The 16,874-nt window shown below is 38.6% G+C and carries 16 protein-coding genes and 2 tRNA genes; all 18 read left to right on the top strand.

Annotation, left to right across the window (positions count from 1 at the left end):
• The first annotated feature begins 1 nt into the window (after position 1).
• The 18 genes from sdhB (at position 2) to lonB (ending at position 16,758) form a co-directional block, all read left to right on the top strand.
• The gene (gene sdhB / locus H0Z31_07590; protein ID MBO8177300.1) at positions 2 to 766 is read left to right on the top strand and encodes a succinate dehydrogenase iron-sulfur subunit; all 765 of its coding nucleotides are present in this window, start codon (positions 2 to 4) and stop codon (positions 764 to 766) included.
• A gap of 160 nt (positions 767 to 926) precedes the next feature.
• Entirely contained in the window at positions 927 to 1,394 is a 468-nt protein-coding gene (locus tag H0Z31_07595; GenBank protein ID MBO8177301.1) for an acyl-CoA thioesterase, read from the top strand.
• Positions 1,395 to 1,536: 142 nt separating this feature from the next.
• Positions 1,537 to 1,761, top strand: a complete 225-nt coding sequence (locus tag H0Z31_07600; GenBank protein MBO8177302.1) for a response regulator transcription factor — start codon at positions 1,537 to 1,539, stop codon at positions 1,759 to 1,761.
• Between the two features lie 137 nt (positions 1,762 to 1,898).
• Positions 1,899 to 2,342, top strand: a complete 444-nt coding sequence (locus H0Z31_07605; protein MBO8177303.1) for a MarR family transcriptional regulator — start codon at positions 1,899 to 1,901, stop codon at positions 2,340 to 2,342.
• Between the two features lie 10 nt (positions 2,343 to 2,352).
• Positions 2,353 to 3,165, top strand: a complete 813-nt coding sequence (racE, locus tag H0Z31_07610) for a glutamate racemase (protein MBO8177304.1) — start codon at positions 2,353 to 2,355, stop codon at positions 3,163 to 3,165.
• A gap of 93 nt (positions 3,166 to 3,258) precedes the next feature.
• A complete protein-coding gene (locus tag H0Z31_07615; GenBank protein MBO8177305.1) occupies positions 3,259 to 4,332 on the top strand; it encodes a GerMN domain-containing protein in 1,074 nt (357 codons plus the stop codon).
• 152 nt (positions 4,333 to 4,484) lie between these two features.
• Complete coding sequence (gene rph, locus H0Z31_07620) at positions 4,485 to 5,246, top strand: ribonuclease PH (protein MBO8177306.1); 762 nt, start codon at positions 4,485 to 4,487, stop codon at positions 5,244 to 5,246.
• Between the two features lie 2 nt (positions 5,247 to 5,248).
• A complete protein-coding gene (locus tag H0Z31_07625) occupies positions 5,249 to 5,857 on the top strand; it encodes an XTP/dITP diphosphatase (GenBank protein ID MBO8177307.1) in 609 nt (202 codons plus the stop codon).
• Positions 5,854 to 6,366 (top strand): metallophosphoesterase, encoded by a 513-nt coding sequence (locus H0Z31_07630; protein MBO8177308.1) that lies wholly within the window; start codon positions 5,854 to 5,856, stop codon positions 6,364 to 6,366. Before H0Z31_07625 ends, H0Z31_07630 begins: the two co-directional genes overlap by 4 nt.
• 97 nt (positions 6,367 to 6,463) lie before the next feature.
• Positions 6,464 to 6,540: transfer RNA gene (locus H0Z31_07635), tRNA-Arg, on the top strand.
• 289 nt (positions 6,541 to 6,829) lie between these two features.
• Positions 6,830 to 8,116, top strand: coding sequence for an ABC transporter substrate-binding protein (locus H0Z31_07640; protein ID MBO8177309.1), 1,287 nt, complete (start codon positions 6,830 to 6,832; stop codon positions 8,114 to 8,116).
• 89 nt (positions 8,117 to 8,205) lie between these two features.
• On the top strand, positions 8,206 to 9,507 hold the full coding sequence (locus H0Z31_07645; protein MBO8177310.1) for an ABC transporter permease subunit: 1,302 nt from the start codon (positions 8,206 to 8,208) through the stop codon (positions 9,505 to 9,507).
• 13 nt (positions 9,508 to 9,520) lie between these two features.
• The gene (locus tag H0Z31_07650; GenBank protein MBO8177311.1) at positions 9,521 to 10,348 is read left to right on the top strand and encodes a carbohydrate ABC transporter permease; all 828 of its coding nucleotides are present in this window, start codon (positions 9,521 to 9,523) and stop codon (positions 10,346 to 10,348) included.
• A 361-nt stretch (positions 10,349 to 10,709) separates the two neighbouring features.
• Positions 10,710 to 10,786: transfer RNA gene (locus H0Z31_07655), tRNA-Arg, on the top strand.
• A 143-nt stretch (positions 10,787 to 10,929) separates the two neighbouring features.
• The gene (locus H0Z31_07660; GenBank protein ID MBO8177312.1) at positions 10,930 to 11,946 is read left to right on the top strand and encodes a tetratricopeptide repeat protein; all 1,017 of its coding nucleotides are present in this window, start codon (positions 10,930 to 10,932) and stop codon (positions 11,944 to 11,946) included.
• A 159-nt stretch (positions 11,947 to 12,105) separates the two neighbouring features.
• Positions 12,106 to 13,392: a trigger factor gene (locus H0Z31_07665; GenBank protein MBO8177313.1), complete on the top strand. Its 1,287-nt coding sequence runs from the start codon at positions 12,106 to 12,108 to the stop codon at positions 13,390 to 13,392.
• A 266-nt stretch (positions 13,393 to 13,658) separates the two neighbouring features.
• Positions 13,659 to 14,930: an ATP-dependent protease ATP-binding subunit ClpX gene (gene clpX / locus H0Z31_07670; protein ID MBO8177314.1), complete on the top strand. Its 1,272-nt coding sequence runs from the start codon at positions 13,659 to 13,661 to the stop codon at positions 14,928 to 14,930.
• A 154-nt stretch (positions 14,931 to 15,084) separates the two neighbouring features.
• On the top strand, positions 15,085 to 16,758 hold the full coding sequence (gene lonB / locus H0Z31_07675; GenBank protein ID MBO8177315.1) for an ATP-dependent protease LonB: 1,674 nt from the start codon (positions 15,085 to 15,087) through the stop codon (positions 16,756 to 16,758).
• The last annotated feature ends 116 nt before the right edge of the window (positions 16,759 to 16,874 follow it).

Below are 16,874 nucleotides of genomic sequence, written 5' to 3' on the forward strand. Positions count from 1 at the left end.
GATGAGTGAGAAAAAGACTGTCCGTTTTATCATTACTCGTCAAGACAATCCGGACTCAGCCCCTTATGAAGAGGAGTTTGAAATTCCTTATCGTCCTAATATGAATGTTATTTCCGCATTAATGGAGATTCGCAGAAATCCAGTTAATGCGAAAGGGGAAAAAACAACACCAGTCACATGGGATATGAACTGTTTAGAAGAAGTTTGTGGTGCATGTTCCATGGTCATTAATGGGAAGCCAAGACAATCTTGTACAGCGCTTGTTGATCAATTAGAGCAACCAATTCGTTTAGAACCAATGCGTACGTTTCCGGTGATTCGTGATTTGCAAGTAGATCGTAGTCGAATGTTTGATTCGTTAAAGAAAGTAAAAGCATGGATTCCAATCGACGGTACGTACGACTTAGGACCAGGTCCGCGTATGCCAGAGAAAAAACGTCAATGGGCGTACGAATTATCTAAATGCATGACCTGTGGGGTATGTTTAGAAGCTTGTCCAAACGTAAACAGTAAATCCAACTTTATTGGACCAGCCCCTCTTTCGCAAGTTCGTTTATTCAATGCGCATCCAACTGGTGCAATGAATAAAGATGAACGCTTGGAAGCAATTATGGGTGATGGCGGTCTAGCAAACTGCGGTAACTCACAAAACTGCGTGCAATCATGTCCAAAAGGAATTCCATTAACGACTTCGATTGCTGCACTGAACCGCGAAACGACGTTCCATATGTTCCGTAAATTTTTCGGAAGCGATTATACCGTGTAAAAAAGAGCCGGGAGTATTCTCGGTTCTTTTTTTGTTTGTTCGATGCGTTAAATGAACCAAGTGCCAAATGCTTTTGTTGTTAAAAATAGTACCTTTTTTGATAAAAAGAGGATATAATAATAAGAAAAGAATGAATATTCATTCATTTTGGAGGGAGTCTATGAAACAAATTTCGTACATTCCTAACTTTGAAGAATGGAGAAAAGAATTTCAATTTTTTCATCGTGTCAAAGTTCGCTTCTCGGAAACAGATTTGTTTGGTCATTTAAATAACACCGTCCCGTTTGTTTATTTTGAAGACGCACGTATCGAGTTTTTTAAGCATCTTGGCTTTTTGAATCGTTGGTTAGACCCCGATATTGAAGAAATGCCTGTCGTTGCCGACCTACAATGCGATTTTCACAGACAAGTGTATTTTGATGAACAGTTGCGCATTTATGTAAAAGTCGCTAAGGTAGGTACCTCATCAATTGATCTACATTATTTAGGGACAAAAGAAGATGGAACGGTTTGTTTTACTGGAAGGGGAACGATTGTTCAAATTTCACGACGTACAGGGAAGAGCGTCCCTTTAACTGCTAAAGAAAAAGAAAAATTTTTTCATGTAAATTCTGTCTCAGTGAAATAGGGAATTAGCACAATTTAAAGAAAAACCCTCAAATCGCCTTTACAGTAGTAACTTTCATTGCAAAGTTTTCATATGATAACGTGACGAAGACAATACCCATCCCGCGGTTCAAAGCTGTCGAAGGCAAGGAGGGTTATAATAGTTGAAGGACAATGAATACGCACACAAACCTTTACTAACAAAGAGAGAGAAAGAAGTTTTCGAACTGTTAGTTCAAGATAAAACGACTAAGGAAATAGCCAGTGAGTTGTTCATTAGCGAAAAAACGGTTCGGAATCATATTTCAAATGCAATGCAAAAGCTTGGGGTCAAGGGACGTTCACAAGCTGTCGTGGAACTTCTCCGTATGGGAGAATTAAAATTATAACATAAGCCGGCTTCTACTTTTTGGGAGCCGGTTTTGTTATTTAACATATTTTACGCAACTATTCTTGAAATTTTGTTCAAAAAAAGAGAAAATGACAAGTAGAAAGTTGGAGAGAAGGATGATATAGGAGTTGTTCGATGGTGGTAGAGCATAATCATGAGGTAGTAGCTGATATTGAAAAAGATTTACGCTACATAGCAGGGATTATTAAACAAAAGGGAAGAGAAATTTTAAGTCATTATAAAATTACACCACCCCAATTTGTGGCACTACAATGGCTTTTTGAAGAAGGAGATATGACAATTGGTGAATTATCCAATAAAATGTATTTAGCGTTCAGTACAACGACGGATTTAATCGATCGTATGGAAAAAAATGCATTAGTTAAACGGGTAAAAGATGAGAACGATCGTCGTGTTGTACGTATTCACCTTCTTGATGAAGGAGCAAGAATTATCGATGAAGTGATTAAAAAGCGACAAGGTTATTTAGCCGATATATTGAAGCATTTTTCTGAAGATCAAGTGACAAGTTTAAAAGAAAATTTAAGTAAACTACATCAAGAAATGAGAGAAGAATGAGGCGAGATGCTTGAAACAACCAATAGGAATTATTGATTCAGGTGTTGGCGGATTAACTGTCGCCAAAGAAGTGATGCGTCAATTACCAAACGAATCTATATTGTACGTGGGAGATACGGCAAGGTGTCCATACGGTCCACGCCCCGTACATGAAGTACAACGTTTTACTTGGCAAATGACCAATTACTTATTATCCAAGCAAATTAAAATGTTAATTATTGCTTGTAATACCGCTACAGCGGTTACCTTACACGAAATACGTTCCCGATTAACGATTCCAGTCATTGGTGTCATTCATCCCGGAGCGAGAACGGCTCTTAAAACAACGAAAAATGGTCATATAGGCGTCATCGGGACGGTAGGGACCATTCGGAGTAAGGCGTACGTACACGCGTTAAAAGAAATAAACAGAAATGTAAAAATCGTTTCGCTTCCTTGTCCAAAATTTGTTCCGCTAGTCGAAAGCGGTGAATATCAAGGTTCGATAGCTAAGAAAATTGTTGCAGAAACGTTAATGCCTTTAAAAGGAAGCTCCATTGATACGTTAATTTTAGGGTGTACTCACTACCCTTTACTGGGCCCATTAATCTCAAATTATATGGGACCGAACGTTAGTGTGATTAGCTCAGGGGAAGAAACCGCACGTGAAGCAAGTACGATTTTATCGTACCATGGCATGTTGAACGAAAGTGATGAACCACCAACGTACCAATTTTTTACCACAGGGTCAGCCCCTTTGTTTGCAAAGATTGCTACTGATTGGTTACACATTAACAATATTGATGTTACGACCATTCATTTAGGAAAGGATATCCGATCCTAAATGGATGGTTTTTTGTTTTTATCGTAATTGTCTTTTTTCGGTCTAATTTAATAAAAGGCTCGTATACATGTAGTACAAACAGTCTTAGGAGGGATGAGTATGTCCAAACAAGTGTCAACAATCATCCTAGTGCTTCTATTTTCATTAGTGGCATCAGGTTGTGGATTGTTCGGGGACCAAGAAAGTTTAGATCCACCACAGGACGTTTCCTATCTAGAAGAAGTCGATGAATTAGAATCATTAGATGAAGAAAGCAAAGCAAACGAAACAACCGAAGAAGAAACGTCGGCTACCGAAACGGTAATGACTGAACTATATTTGATTAATGAAGAAGGATTAGTCGTAGCTCAGACGCTTCCGTTACCCAAAACAGAAGGAGTGGCCGCCCAAGCGCTCGAATATTTAGTCGATGATGGACCTGTCATGAATATTTTACCAAATGGATTCCGTCCAGTATTACCTGCAGGGACTGAAATGAGTGTCGACGTTAAAGATGGAGTAGCAATTGTTGATTTTTCAAAAGAATTTCTGAACTATCATCCAGACGATGAAAAGCGAATTTTGCAGGCGATTACATGGACGTTAACCCAGTTTGATTCCATTGATAAAATTGAACTTCGGGTGAATGGCCAACCATTATCGGAAATGCCAGTGAATGGAACACCGATTTCTGAAGAAGGATTGAGCCGAAAAGACGGGATCAATTTAGATATTTCCGGTATTGTTGATATTACGAATACCAATCCGATTACTGTTTATTACCTTGCCCAAAATGGGGATCAATTCTATTATGTTCCTGTGACGAAACGAGTGGAGAGTGGAAAAGGTCACCTTGTAGAAGCAGTTGTTAAAGAACTAGTGAATGGGCCGCCGTTAACGACGAATTTGGTGACAATGTTTTTGCCTGATGTAAAGTTGGTGGAACAACCACAAATTCAAGATGGCACAGTAACGTTAAACTTCAATGAAGCGTTATTTGGTGGATTTGGTGAGCAAATCGTTTCTGAGCAATTACTCCATTCTCTTGTTCTTTCATTAACAGAAATCGAAGGAATTGAAAGTGTTGTTGTCACGGTGAATGGACAAGGGGATTTACTGACGGAAACAGGTAAATCGCTATCCGAACCTGTCAGCCGACCAGACACGGTCAATACCATTGGTCTTTAATTGATGATGACCTTAAAAAACGGGGACTTTTTCGAGTAAACTTTTGAAAAAGCGCTTAAGAAATTCATTTTTTTGATATACTATAATAGGGTGAAAAGAGGTTGGCCAATAGCCACCTCTTATTTCTTGTTAAATGAAGGAGGATTTTGTTCGTGCGTGTTGATGGTAGACAAACATTGGAATTACGACCGATACATATACAAGCCGATTTTTTAAAACATCCAGAAGGAAGTGTACTTATTACGGTTGGAGATACAAAAGTGATTTGTACAGCGAGTATTGATGACCGAGTGCCACCATTTATGCGTGGGGAAGGAAAAGGCTGGATTACGGCTGAATATTCCATGTTACCAAGAGCAACAGAGCAACGAAATGTTCGGGAATCTTCCAAAGGAAAAGTGTCCGGACGGACGATGGAGATTCAGCGCCTTATTGGTCGAGCGTTACGGGCGGTAGTTGATTTAGAAGCGATTGGTGAACGGACAGTTTGGATTGATTGTGATGTCATCCAAGCAGATGGCGGAACAAGAACGGCTTCGATTACAGGAGCATTCGTAGCCATGACGATGGCTCTTCATAAGCTACAAGAAGAAAAAGAATTAGAGAAATTTCCGATTAAGGACTATTTAGCCGCTACTAGTGTAGGGGTGTTAAAGGAATTAGGAGTCGTTTTAGACTTAAATTACGAAGAAGATAGTCAAGCAGAAGTAGATATGAATATCATAATGACGGGTGCAGGCGAATTTGTTGAATTACAAGGTACAGGCGAAGAAGCTACGTTTACGTTTGCTCAACTACAGCAAATGTTAGACGCCGCTCAACAAGGGATTAGCCAACTAATTCAAATTCAAAAAGAAACATTAGGAGACATTGCGGTAAAAATTGAGGAGAACAAAGCTAAGGAAGTGGAATAATCGTGGAAAAAGTCATTATTGCCACAGCCAATCGGGGGAAGGCCAAAGAATTTGAACAAATGTTCCAAGCGTATGGAATCGATATACTTACTTTATTAGATTTAGAAGAACCGATTGATATTCAGGAAACAGGGACGACGTTTGAAGAAAATGCGCTCATAAAAGCGAGGGAAGTAGCCACTCGCTTAAACATGCCGGTCATTGCGGATGATTCTGGACTTGAAGTGGATGCGTTGGACGGAAGACCTGGTGTTTACTCCGCAAGATATGCTGGAGAACAAAAAGACGATCAAGCAAACATTGAAAAAGTACTAAGGGAACTAAAAGGTGTGCCGTTTGAACAGCGGACCGCTCGCTTTCGTTGTGCACTAGCCGTAGTTTTTCCTTCAGGAGAAGAATTTACCGTCCATGGCACTTGTGAAGGATATATTACGGAGCAACCTAAGGGTACAAACGGCTTCGGCTATGATCCAATTTTTTATGTACCTGAAAAACAATGTACTATGGCTGAACTTCCATCAGAAATAAAAAATAAAATAAGCCATCGTGCGCATGCGTTACAGCAATTTAAAAAGCGAATGGACAAATGGTTTGGGGGAAAAGGCGAATGAAGGTTATTGTCGTCAGTGATAGTCATGGCTCAACAGAAACATTAACCGAAATTGCCGAACGGTATCAAAACGAAGTGGACGTCATGTTCCACTGTGGGGATTCTGAACTTTCAAAGGAGCATCCAGCGATTTCCCCATTCATTACAGTGAGAGGAAATTGTGATTTCGAAACAAGCTTTCCGAATGAGTTGATACATTCTATTAACGGGTGTAAATTTTTAGTAACTCATGGTCATCTTTATCAAATAAAGACGACGTTAATGAAGCTTTATTATCAAGCACAAGAACAAGGAGCTCACATTGTCTTATTTGGTCATTCGCATCAGTTAGGGGTTGAAAAAATTGGAAATCACATCTTTTTAAACCCTGGGAGCATTCTTCTTCCGAGAGGTCGAAAAGAAAGAACGTATGCGTTGATCGAAGGTGATCAAAACACGTTAACCATTCGCTTTTTCACCGATGATCACGAAGAACTAGGTGAGCTAAAAAGAAAATTTTCTTTAACATAAAGGAGGGAGCAGCTTCCCTCCTAAAATGATAAAAAATATATTGACGTTATGAAACAGAATTCATATAATAAATAATGTCTTGAACAATAAAAACTGTGTCCCAGTAGCTCAGCTGGATAGAGCAACGGCCTTCTAAGCCGTCGGTCGGGAGTTCGAATCTCTCCTGGGACGCCAGTTTAAAAAGCGCTATGTGACCAGTAAATCATTGCTGATTTACGGTGACGTAGCGTTTTTTATTTTGATTCCAATCGGTTAGTGAAATTTGAGAAAAATTAGAAAATACCAATTGATTTTTCAGAATAATTTGACTAAAATAAAAATATCGTTTATGTGAAATCGGTTTCATAGATAAGGAGAAATCGTGATCAGTTTTTCTCCTTTATATATGAAATCGATCTTACAAAAAACAATTGGGGGGATTGATGTGAGAAAATTTTTACCATTACTCGTCGTTTTTCTTCTTATGTTAGGTGCATGTAGTTCAACAACAAATCAAACAGATGAACAAACTTCACCGTCGAACACGAACGAAAATGAAGAAACAACTCAAAACGAGACAAATGAACAAGAAAAAGTAACGATTGTCTATGCACGTGGAAAAGATGCGACAAAAGCGACAGAAAAAATTATTGAAGCGTTTGAACAGAAGTTTCCTCATATTGAGGTTGAATTCCGAGAAATGCCTTCAGATACCGGTGCACAGCATGATGCTTATGTAACGATGTTAAATGCCCAATCAGACGAAATTGATGTGATGGATTTAGATGTAATTTGGCCAGCTGAATTTGCCCAAGCTGGTTATGTTCAACCACTTGACGTGTTTATTCAACGGGACGGAATTGACTTAAGCGAATATAACCAAGGGGCTTTAAGCGCAGCGAACTTTAATGGAAAACAATGGGCGATGCCTAAATTTATCGATGCGGGTCTATTATTCTATCGAAAAGACATTATTTCTGAAGATGAAGTGCCTAAAACATGGGATGAACTCATTGAAGCGGCGAAAAAATATCAAGGAGCAGAAGGAACGAAATTCGGTTACTTACTTCAAGCGAAACAATATGAAGGGTTAGTATGTAACGCTGTTGAATTCATCGCCTCTTATGGTGGTCAAATTATTAACGAAAAAGGTGAGGTAGTCGTCAATAGTCCAGAAACGATTAAAGGTCTTCAAAAATTAGTTGAAATTGCTAATTCTTCGTTTGTGCCTGATAATATTACAACTTTTACGGAGCCTGAATCACATACTGCTTTTATTGAAGGACAATCTCCGTTTATCCGTAACTGGCCATATCAATATGCTTTAGCAAACGATCCAGAACAATCAAAAATTGTAGATAAAGTTGGCGTAGCTCCCCTTCCTGCAGGAGACGCAGGATCAGCAGCGGCTCTTGGTGGATGGATGACCGCCATTAGCAAATTTTCCAAACATAAAGAAGAAGCTTGGGAATTTGTAAAATTCATGACTGGTCCTGAAGGTCAAAAAATTTCTGCTATCTACGGTGGATTAGCACCAACACTACCTAAACTATTCGAAGACGAAGAAATTTTAGAAGCGAATCCATTCTTTGCTAATGAGGGATTTGTTCAAGGGTTAAACGCAGCTGTTTCTCGTCCGGTGGCACCAAACTATCCGGAAATCTCTGATATTATTCAACGTCACGTTTCCATGGCGATTGCCGGACAAGAAACGGTGGAAGAAGCCGTACAAAATATGGAGAAAGAGATGAAAGAAAAATTGGAACTATAATCCGTTCCTCTTTATAGTCGCCAATTCCTTAGAAACATCCAATAGCATCAGGCTATTGGATGTTTCCACTAATGAAAGGAATGATCTAGGTGGTAAATAGTAAACGCTCTGAAAAGATATTTGCTTATTTACTTGTTGCTCCTTCTTTGTTACTCATCTTTCTGATCGCCATATGGCCTGTTATTCAATCGTTTTACTTTAGTCTTTTTGATCTCCGTTTAAACGATCCAACGAAATCAAGCATTCATTGGAATCATTCACTTGATCTCGAACAATATTTATCAAGTTACCCCTTTTTAATTTCGGCTCTTGACAATGAAATTAAGCAAGCAAGTGGTGAAACAAAATCATTACTTGAAGATGTACAACAACACTTACAAGATGTGGATCAAAAGATTCAAGAAGATCAAAAAGCAAAGGAAATGTATGACCGGGTGTATGATAAGGTGTTTAATTTGGAACCTGTACCAGAGGAAGAGCGGTTTATAACAATAGAAAAAGAGATAGCCATAGAATTTGATCAAGCGGTTCAACAAATACAGGAAAAGCTTCTCCCATTAGAGGGAAAAGAAATACTTCTTCAAGAAAAGCGGGTCATAGGATTAGCAACCTCTCTTCAAAATGTCGTAGTGAAGCCAAATTTTATTGGACTCAAACATTATAAAGATAATTTTCAAGACACTCGAATGTGGAAGGCTATTGGGGTCACAACGGTATTTACGGTGATATCGGTGGCAGTGGAGTTAGTCCTTGGACTAGGAATCGCATTGCTTATTAATAAAGCATTTTTTGGAAGAGGACTAGTTCGCGCGAGTATTTTAATTCCATGGGCGATTCCTACGGCTGTTTCCGCTTTAATGTGGCGTTATTTATATGATGGTCAAAATGGAATTGTAGCCAAATACTTTGAGGATATCGGCCTTGTGGAGCGAATGAGTGAGTTGTTAACAACAGGACTAGGAGCGATGTTTGCGGTCATTTTTGCCGACGTTTGGAAGACAACTCCGTATTTGGCGTTATTATTGTTAGCAGGACTACAAACGATACCAAATTCGCTTTATGAAGCGGCATCTATTGATGGGGCAAGTAAGTGGAAGCAGTTTGTCCATATTACGTTACCATTACTTAAACCTAGTATTCTCGTTGCCTTATTGTTCCGTACACTCGATGCGTTTCGAGTATTTGACTTGATTTATGTGTTAACAGGTGGCGGTCCCGCTAACTCAACCGAGACAATCACCATATTGGCGTATAAAGTGATGTTCTCGCAAACGAATTTTGGAGAAGGTTCTGCTTTATCAGTCGTTGTCTTTATTTGTGTCGCTATCATTTCTATTATTTATATTAAATTGTTAGGTGCTGACTTAGTGAGTGACACTGGCAAAAAATAAGAGGTGAAGTCAGGTGAAGAAAAAGGTTGGTCCCTTATTTTATTTATTTCTCATAGCCTTTGTCTTTTTCGTTATGTTTCCGTTTTTATGGATGTTGCTAAGCTCGGTTAAACCTTTAACAGAACTATTTGGCGAAAAAGCATTTAAATGGTTTACAGCACACCCAACACTTAAAAACTATCATTCTGTCTTTTTTAATTATCCGTTTATGAAGTATATGTGGAATAGCTTCGTCGTCTCTTCCATCACTACCGTTTATACAGTATTTGTCGCTTCCTTTGCCGCATACGCAATTGCGAGATTACATTTTAAAGGAAAATCAATCATTTTAGGAATTGTACTGTCGGTCTCGATGTTTCCACAAATCGCCACGATTTCTCCTATTTATATGTTTCTTAAAAATATGGGGTTAACGAATAGCTATTTAGGATTAATAATCCCGTATACAACCTTTGCGTTACCGTTATCCATTTGGTTGTTAGTAACGTTTTTTAGAAAAATTCCGAATGATTTAGAAGAAGCAGCGAAAATCGATGGTGCTTCCATGTTCCAAACGTATTGGCGGGTGATTTTACCATTAGCTATACCAGGAGTATTTACGACGGCCATCCTTGTATTTATAGCTGCTTGGAATGAGTTTCTTTTTGCTTTAACGATTAATACGGCGGATGATTATAAAACCGTTCCTGTTGGTATTGCGATGTTCCAAGGTCAGTACACCATACCGTGGGGAGAAATTGCAGCTGCAACAGTAGTAGTAACTGTACCGTTAGTCATCATGGTTCTTTTATTCCAACGTCGAATCGTTTCTGGATTAACTTCCGGTTCGGTAAAAGAATAATATTGTTGACTTCCCAAATGGAATCGTTAAGCAACCGTTGGTAGATCCGAAAGCATTACCAACGGTCCTTTTTCATTGGCTATGTTATATGTCATTGTTGATTATTAACAAGTTATTCACACGGCGGCCGACTCCAGCGGGAACAAGAAGCCGCAAGACCCTGGACCGAGCGTAGTGAGGGAAGCGGCTTGCGGCTTGCCCGTGGAAAGCGTCCGCCACAAGCGTAATGTATAAATATCAACAGTATCGTTTAACAGACTTTTCATTAAATGAATAAAAAAATGAAATTATAAAATACAAGTTGACGAACGAATGATAGTAGCCTATAATAATACATGTTTCAATTGCATGAATTAATTACGTCCCAGTAGCTCAGCTGGATAGAGCAACGGCCTTCTAAGCCGTCGGTCGGGAGTTCGAATCTCTCCTGGGACGCCAGTTGAAACATGAATACTACTTATACATATATTGATGCTTTTCCAAACGGAGAAGCATCTTTTTTTATAACATGAACTGCATTTTGTTTTTCAAAAACGACCATGATACACTATTATTGGATTACACGAAAAGGACGGATATATATGACGAAAGGACGCTCGAAGAACCGTTCAAACAAAATCATTCCCTTTCCAGGGTTAAAAGAGCGACTTCTTCAAATTGGGACGGAAAAGTTAGAGAACAAGGAAGTAGAGGAAGCGATTCGTCTATTAAAGCAAGCGAAGGACATCAAACCAGTTGATGAACAAATACAAATCGCGTATGTAATGGCACTTTTTGAAGGGAAATATTATGAGGAAGCTAAAGCGGAATGTAAAGATTTACTTCACCGTGGAGTGGACGACTACCTTCAAGTTGTAGAGCTTTATTTAATGATTTTAATCCAATTAAATGAATACGAAGAAGTTGTATCTACCATTCACGCTTTATTAGAAGAAGCGGACCTTTCAATGGAGCAACGGACGCATTTTTTTCATCTGTTACAGTTAAGTGAAAAAGTATGGAAGAATCGTCAACCGGATACAATGGTAAAAATTAATTCATTGATGCTTCATCAACAAGACGTCGTTGAACAAACAATGCAAATCGCCCAGTTAAAAGGTCAAAATTTAGAACCATATATCGAACAGTTAGAAAGTATGTTAAAGCAACCAGATGGGCATCCTTGGGTAAAAACGCTTATCTTACTATTATTAAAAGAACATCATTATAAAAAGGAAATGACTGTCACGAAATTTTCGAAAACAAAGCGCGTAATTCCGGTTGAACTTCCGGAATTTACCGAACAAGATTGGCTTCAACCGATTAGAATTGGTATTGAGCAACTGTATGAACATGAAAATCCTACTTTTTGTCAGGAATTATTGGCGATGCTGGAGAGGCATGGTTTTATCATGTTTCCATTTTCTTTATCACCAACCAAACCTGCTATTTGGATTGCTGCTTACGTATGGCTTGGGAATCAACTGTATGGAATCGAACTTTCAATTGAAACCATTACCGAGCAATTTCACATAAATGAATCTGAATTGAAACACGCGATTTCTTTTTTGCAACAACTAGAGGAGTGGATTGAGCCAACAAATTCACCGTCTAACTAGTTGAAAGAACGGTGTTGTATGTTATAATGAAATGGTTGTAATGTGTCTTTACAATTCATTTTCTTACAAATGACAAAGACTTGGCTTTCTTTACTTAGCAAGTCTAGTTACGTGTTTTTACACAAATACTAATTATAGATTGTTGGAGGGAAACGTGGTATGTCAGTTAAATGGGAAAAATTAGAGGAAAACCGTGGCGTTCTTACAGTTGAAGTTGACGCTGAAACGGTAAATAACGGTTTAGATCAAGCGTTCAAAAAGGTAGTTAAACAAGTTTCTATTCCGGGATTCCGTAAAGGGAAAGTTCCTCGTCCAATTTTTGAAAAACGTTTCGGTGTAGAAGCTCTATACCAAGATGCATTAGACTTCATTCTTCCAGAAGCATATGCAAAAGCAATCGAAGAAGTCGGCATTGAACCAGTTGATCGTCCAGAAATCGATGTAGAACAAATGGAAAAAGGTAAAGAACTTATTTTCAAAGCAACTGTTACAGTAAAGCCTGAAGTTAAGCTTGGTGAGTACAAAGGGTTAGAAGTTGAAAAAATGGACACAGAAGTAACTGATGAAGATGTAGAAAACGAATTAAAAACAATCCAACAACGTTATGCAGAGCTTGTTGTGAAAGAAGAAGGTACTGCTGAAAACGGCGATACAGTTGTCATTGACTTTGAAGGATTCGTTGATGGCGAAGCGTTTGAAGGCGGTAAAGCGGAAAACTATTCTCTTGAATTAGGTTCAGGTACATTTATTCCTGGATTTGAAGACCAATTAGTTGGTACAAAAGCTGGCGATGAAAAAGACGTTGAAGTAACATTCCCTGAAGAGTATCATGCGGCTGAACTTGCAGGCAAACCAGCGGTATTTAAAGTAAAAGTACATGAAGTAAAAACAAAACAACTTCCAGAATTAGATGATGAATTTGCGAAAGATGTAGATGAGGAAGTAGAAACATTAGCAGAACTGAAAGAAAAAATTAAAAATCGTTTAGTTGAAAGCAAAAAGAACGAAGCAGAACAAACACTACGTGACACACTTGTAGAAAAAGCAACAGAAAATGCAGAAATGAACGTTCCAGAAGTAATGATCGAAAACGAAATCGATCGCATGATGAACGAGTTTGAACAACGCCTGCAAATGCAAGGTATGAACTTAGAACTTTACTTCCAATTCTCTGGGCAAGATAAAGAGGCATTACGTGCACAAATGAAAGAAGATGCAGAAAAACGTGTTCGTACAAGCTTAACGCTTGAAGCGATTGCGAAAGCAGAAAACATTGAAGTAACAGATGCAGAAGTTGAAGAAGAAGTAAACAAAATGGCTGAGCTTTACAACATGTCTGCTGATAGCATTAAGAAAGCTCTTGGTAGCCTAGATGGCTTAAAAGCGGATCTACAAATTCGTAAAGCAGTTGAGTTTCTTGTAGAAAATAGCAAAACTGTTGCATAATATAAGTAACAAGATTTTTCAAACTAACGATTCAATCAATAGTTTCCTTGAACATTCTGATGATCCACAACAACAAGGCGCGAGTTTATTCGTGCCTTGTTTTATAAAATTTACATAAGTTGGACCGATGAGACATAATACATACTTAATCGTTTAATTTCCTTTTCGATATGGAAATATGATAAAATGCATTACATAAATATATCATTATGTTTGCACGTCGTGATTAGCTTCACATTACTTTGATTTTTAAGGGGTGACATTCATTGTTTAAGTTTAACGATGAAAAAGGACAATTAAAATGTTCTTTCTGTGGGAAAACACAAGACCAAGTCCGTAAGCTGGTTGCTGGACCAGGTGTATATATATGTGATGAGTGTATTGAACTTTGTACAGAAATTGTCGAGGAAGAATTAGGAACAGAAGAAGAAGTAGAGTTTAAAGATGTTCCAAAACCTCGCGAAATTCGTGAGATTTTAGATGAGTATGTAATCGGCCAAGATCAAGCGAAAAAGTCGTTAGCAGTGGCTGTTTATAACCATTACAAACGCATAAATTCCAACAGTAAAATTGATGATGTGGAATTAGCCAAAAGTAATATTTGTCTAATCGGACCAACTGGAAGTGGAAAAACGTTATTAGCTCAAACGTTAGCCCGCATTTTAAATGTACCATTCGCTATCGCAGATGCGACATCATTAACAGAAGCTGGTTATGTTGGTGAAGACGTCGAAAATATTTTGTTAAAACTTATTCAAGCAGCTGATTATGACGTGGAAAAAGCTGAGAAAGGGATAATTTACATTGATGAAATCGACAAAATTGCCCGTAAATCTGAAAATCCATCCATTACACGTGATGTATCTGGAGAAGGGGTACAACAAGCGTTACTTAAAATTTTAGAAGGTACGGTCGCTAGTGTTCCACCTCAAGGAGGAAGAAAGCACCCGCACCAAGAATTTATTCAAATCGATACGACGAACATATTATTTATTTGTGGTGGGGCGTTTGATGGTATTGAGCAAATTATTAAACGTCGGTTAGGGCAAAAAGTTATCGGATTTGGCTCCGATCCGAAACAAGGAGAAGTTGAAGAAAAAGAACTTCTTACAAAAGTAGTACCTGAAGACTTATTAAAATTCGGATTAATTCCTGAGTTTATCGGACGTCTTCCGGTAATTGCCAGTCTTGAACAATTAGATGAAGATGCGTTAGTTGAAATTTTAACGAAGCCGAAAAATGCCCTCGTTAAACAATATCAAAAAATGCTCGAATTAGATGGTGTAGAGTTAGAATTCGAAGAGGAGGCGCTCCGTGAGATTGCGAAAAAAGCGATTGAGCGGAAAACGGGTGCTCGTGGATTACGTTCCATTATCGAAAGTGTCATGTTAGATGTCATGTTTGAATTACCGTCCCGTGATGATATTAAAAAATGCATTATTACGAAAGAAACGATTACAGATCAGCATTCACCGAAACTTATTTTGGAAGATGGAACAGTTATTTCTGATACAGAAGAGACAAAAACAAGTGCATAAAACTTTGATATGCCCCTTTCTGTCCTATGAAGCAGAAAGGGTTTTTATTTAATTCGAATATTCCTCCCTACAAAACGTAAAAAATCGTTTATTCCTCCACAGGAAAGGAGATACTAGCAGTAATAAGAAAGATTGACAACGTGGAGGGAAAATGATGGGGTGGACAGGTATTGCTTTAATCATTCAGTTAGTTTTTGGCGTCATCATTGGGTTATACTTTTGGAATTTATTAAAAAACCAACGCATTCAAAAAGTATCCATTGATCGAGAATCGAAAAAGGAAATGGAACAATTACGAAAGATGCGGGCTATTTCCCTTACAGAACCGTTAGCTGAAAAAGTGCGACCAAAAACATTTGAAGATATTGTTGGTCAGAAAGATGGAATCAAATCATTAAAAGCAGCGCTTTGTGGACCTAACCCACAACACGTCATCATTTACGGACCACCAGGTGTAGGTAAAACAGCAGCTGCTCGCCTTGTGTTAGAAGAAGCGAAAAAAAATCCGAAATCACCTTTTCGACCTTCGTCAGTATTTGTTGAATTGGACGCAACTACTGCACGCTTTGATGAAAGAGGAATTGCCGACCCATTAATTGGTTCGGTGCACGACCCGATTTATCAAGGAGCTGGAGCGATGGGACAAGCAGGAATTCCTCAACCAAAACAAGGAGCGGTAACGAACGCCCATGGTGGAGTATTATTTATTGATGAAATCGGGGAGTTACATCCAATTCAAATGAATAAGTTATTAAAAGTGCTCGAAGATCGAAAAGTGTTTTTAGAAAGCGCCTACTATAGCGAAGAGAATACACAAATACCAACGTATATTCACGATATTTTTAAAAATGGACTCCCGGCTGATTTTCGGTTGATAGGAGCGACAACTCGAACACCGAATGAAATTCCACCTGCGATTCGGTCGCGCTGTATGGAAATCTTTTTTCGAGAACTTGACCAAGAGGAAGTTCAACAAGTGGCGAAAAAAGCAGCGGATAAAGTGCAGCTGGCCATTAGTGACCACGGGTTAGCCACCATTGCTTCCTATGCACGAAACGGTCGAGAAGCGGTAAATATGGTACAAATCGCTGCAGGCATAGCAATCAATGAGGATCGAACGTTCATTAAAGACGAAGACATTGAATGGATTATTCAATCGAGCCAACTGACCCCACGAATGGAGAAAAAAGTAGCGAATAATAAAAGGGTCGGCCTTGTGAACGGCCTTGCTGTAACAGGTCCGAATAGCGGCTCACTGCTTGAGATTGAAGTAAGTGTTATTCCATCTAAGGGAAAGGGATCAATAAATATTACCGGCATTGTGGAAGAAGAAAGTATCGGAAATGAAGGAAAATCCATTCGGAGAAAAAGCATGGCAAAGGGCTCTATAGAAAATGTATTAACTGTATTACGCTCCATCGGCGTACCTGCTGATCAATACGATATCCATGTTAATTTTCCAGGTGGTATTCCGGTCGATGGTCCTTCAGCTGGTATCGCAATGGCAACGGGGATTTATTCTGCCATTTACAACATTCCCATTAAACAAGGGTTAGCGATGACGGGAGAAATAAGCATTCATGGCTTTGTGAAACCTGTTGGAGGAATATACCAAAAGGTACGCGCAGCTAAGCGCTCTGGAGCAACAACCGTACTCATCCCTCATGAAAACATGCAAAAACTGTTACAAGAAATGAAAGATATTCACATTGTTCCAGTTATGCATATACGTGAAGTTTTTGAATGGGCGCTTGATCAGGAAGGCTCTATACCAATTGACGTACCAATCGTTTTCGAAAAGGAAGATCAAAATAAAAAATCTGTGTAGTCGATTTGGATTTCCAAATCGATTTTTCCTTTCATAAATAAAAATACACCGATTGATAATACTAACTTTTGAAGCAAAAATAGTAGACAAAAAACTTTTTTTTTGATTTAAAAAAA

Source organism: Bacillus sp. (in: firmicutes) (genome assembly GCA_017656295.1).
GTDB lineage: Bacteria > Bacillota > Bacilli > Bacillales > JACDOC01 > JACDOC01.

Coding starts and splice junctions, on each gene's coding strand:
- H0Z31_07605 (MBO8177303.1), top strand. CDS start 1,899: ATGGTGGTAGAGCATAATCATGAGGTAGTAGCTGATATTGAAAAAGAT.
- H0Z31_07665 (MBO8177313.1), top strand. CDS start 12,106: ATGTCAGTTAAATGGGAAAAATTAGAGGAAAACCGTGGCGTTCTTACA.
- sdhB (MBO8177300.1), top strand. CDS start 2: ATGAGTGAGAAAAAGACTGTCCGTTTTATCATTACTCGTCAAGACAAT.
- H0Z31_07615 (MBO8177305.1), top strand. CDS start 3,259: ATGAGTATGTCCAAACAAGTGTCAACAATCATCCTAGTGCTTCTATTT.
- H0Z31_07630 (MBO8177308.1), top strand. CDS start 5,854: ATGAAGGTTATTGTCGTCAGTGATAGTCATGGCTCAACAGAAACATTA.
- H0Z31_07640 (MBO8177309.1), top strand. CDS start 6,830: ATGTTAGGTGCATGTAGTTCAACAACAAATCAAACAGATGAACAAACT.
- lonB (MBO8177315.1), top strand. CDS start 15,085: ATGGGGTGGACAGGTATTGCTTTAATCATTCAGTTAGTTTTTGGCGTC.
- H0Z31_07595 (MBO8177301.1), top strand. CDS start 927: ATGAAACAAATTTCGTACATTCCTAACTTTGAAGAATGGAGAAAAGAA.
- H0Z31_07660 (MBO8177312.1), top strand. CDS start 10,930: ATGACGAAAGGACGCTCGAAGAACCGTTCAAACAAAATCATTCCCTTT.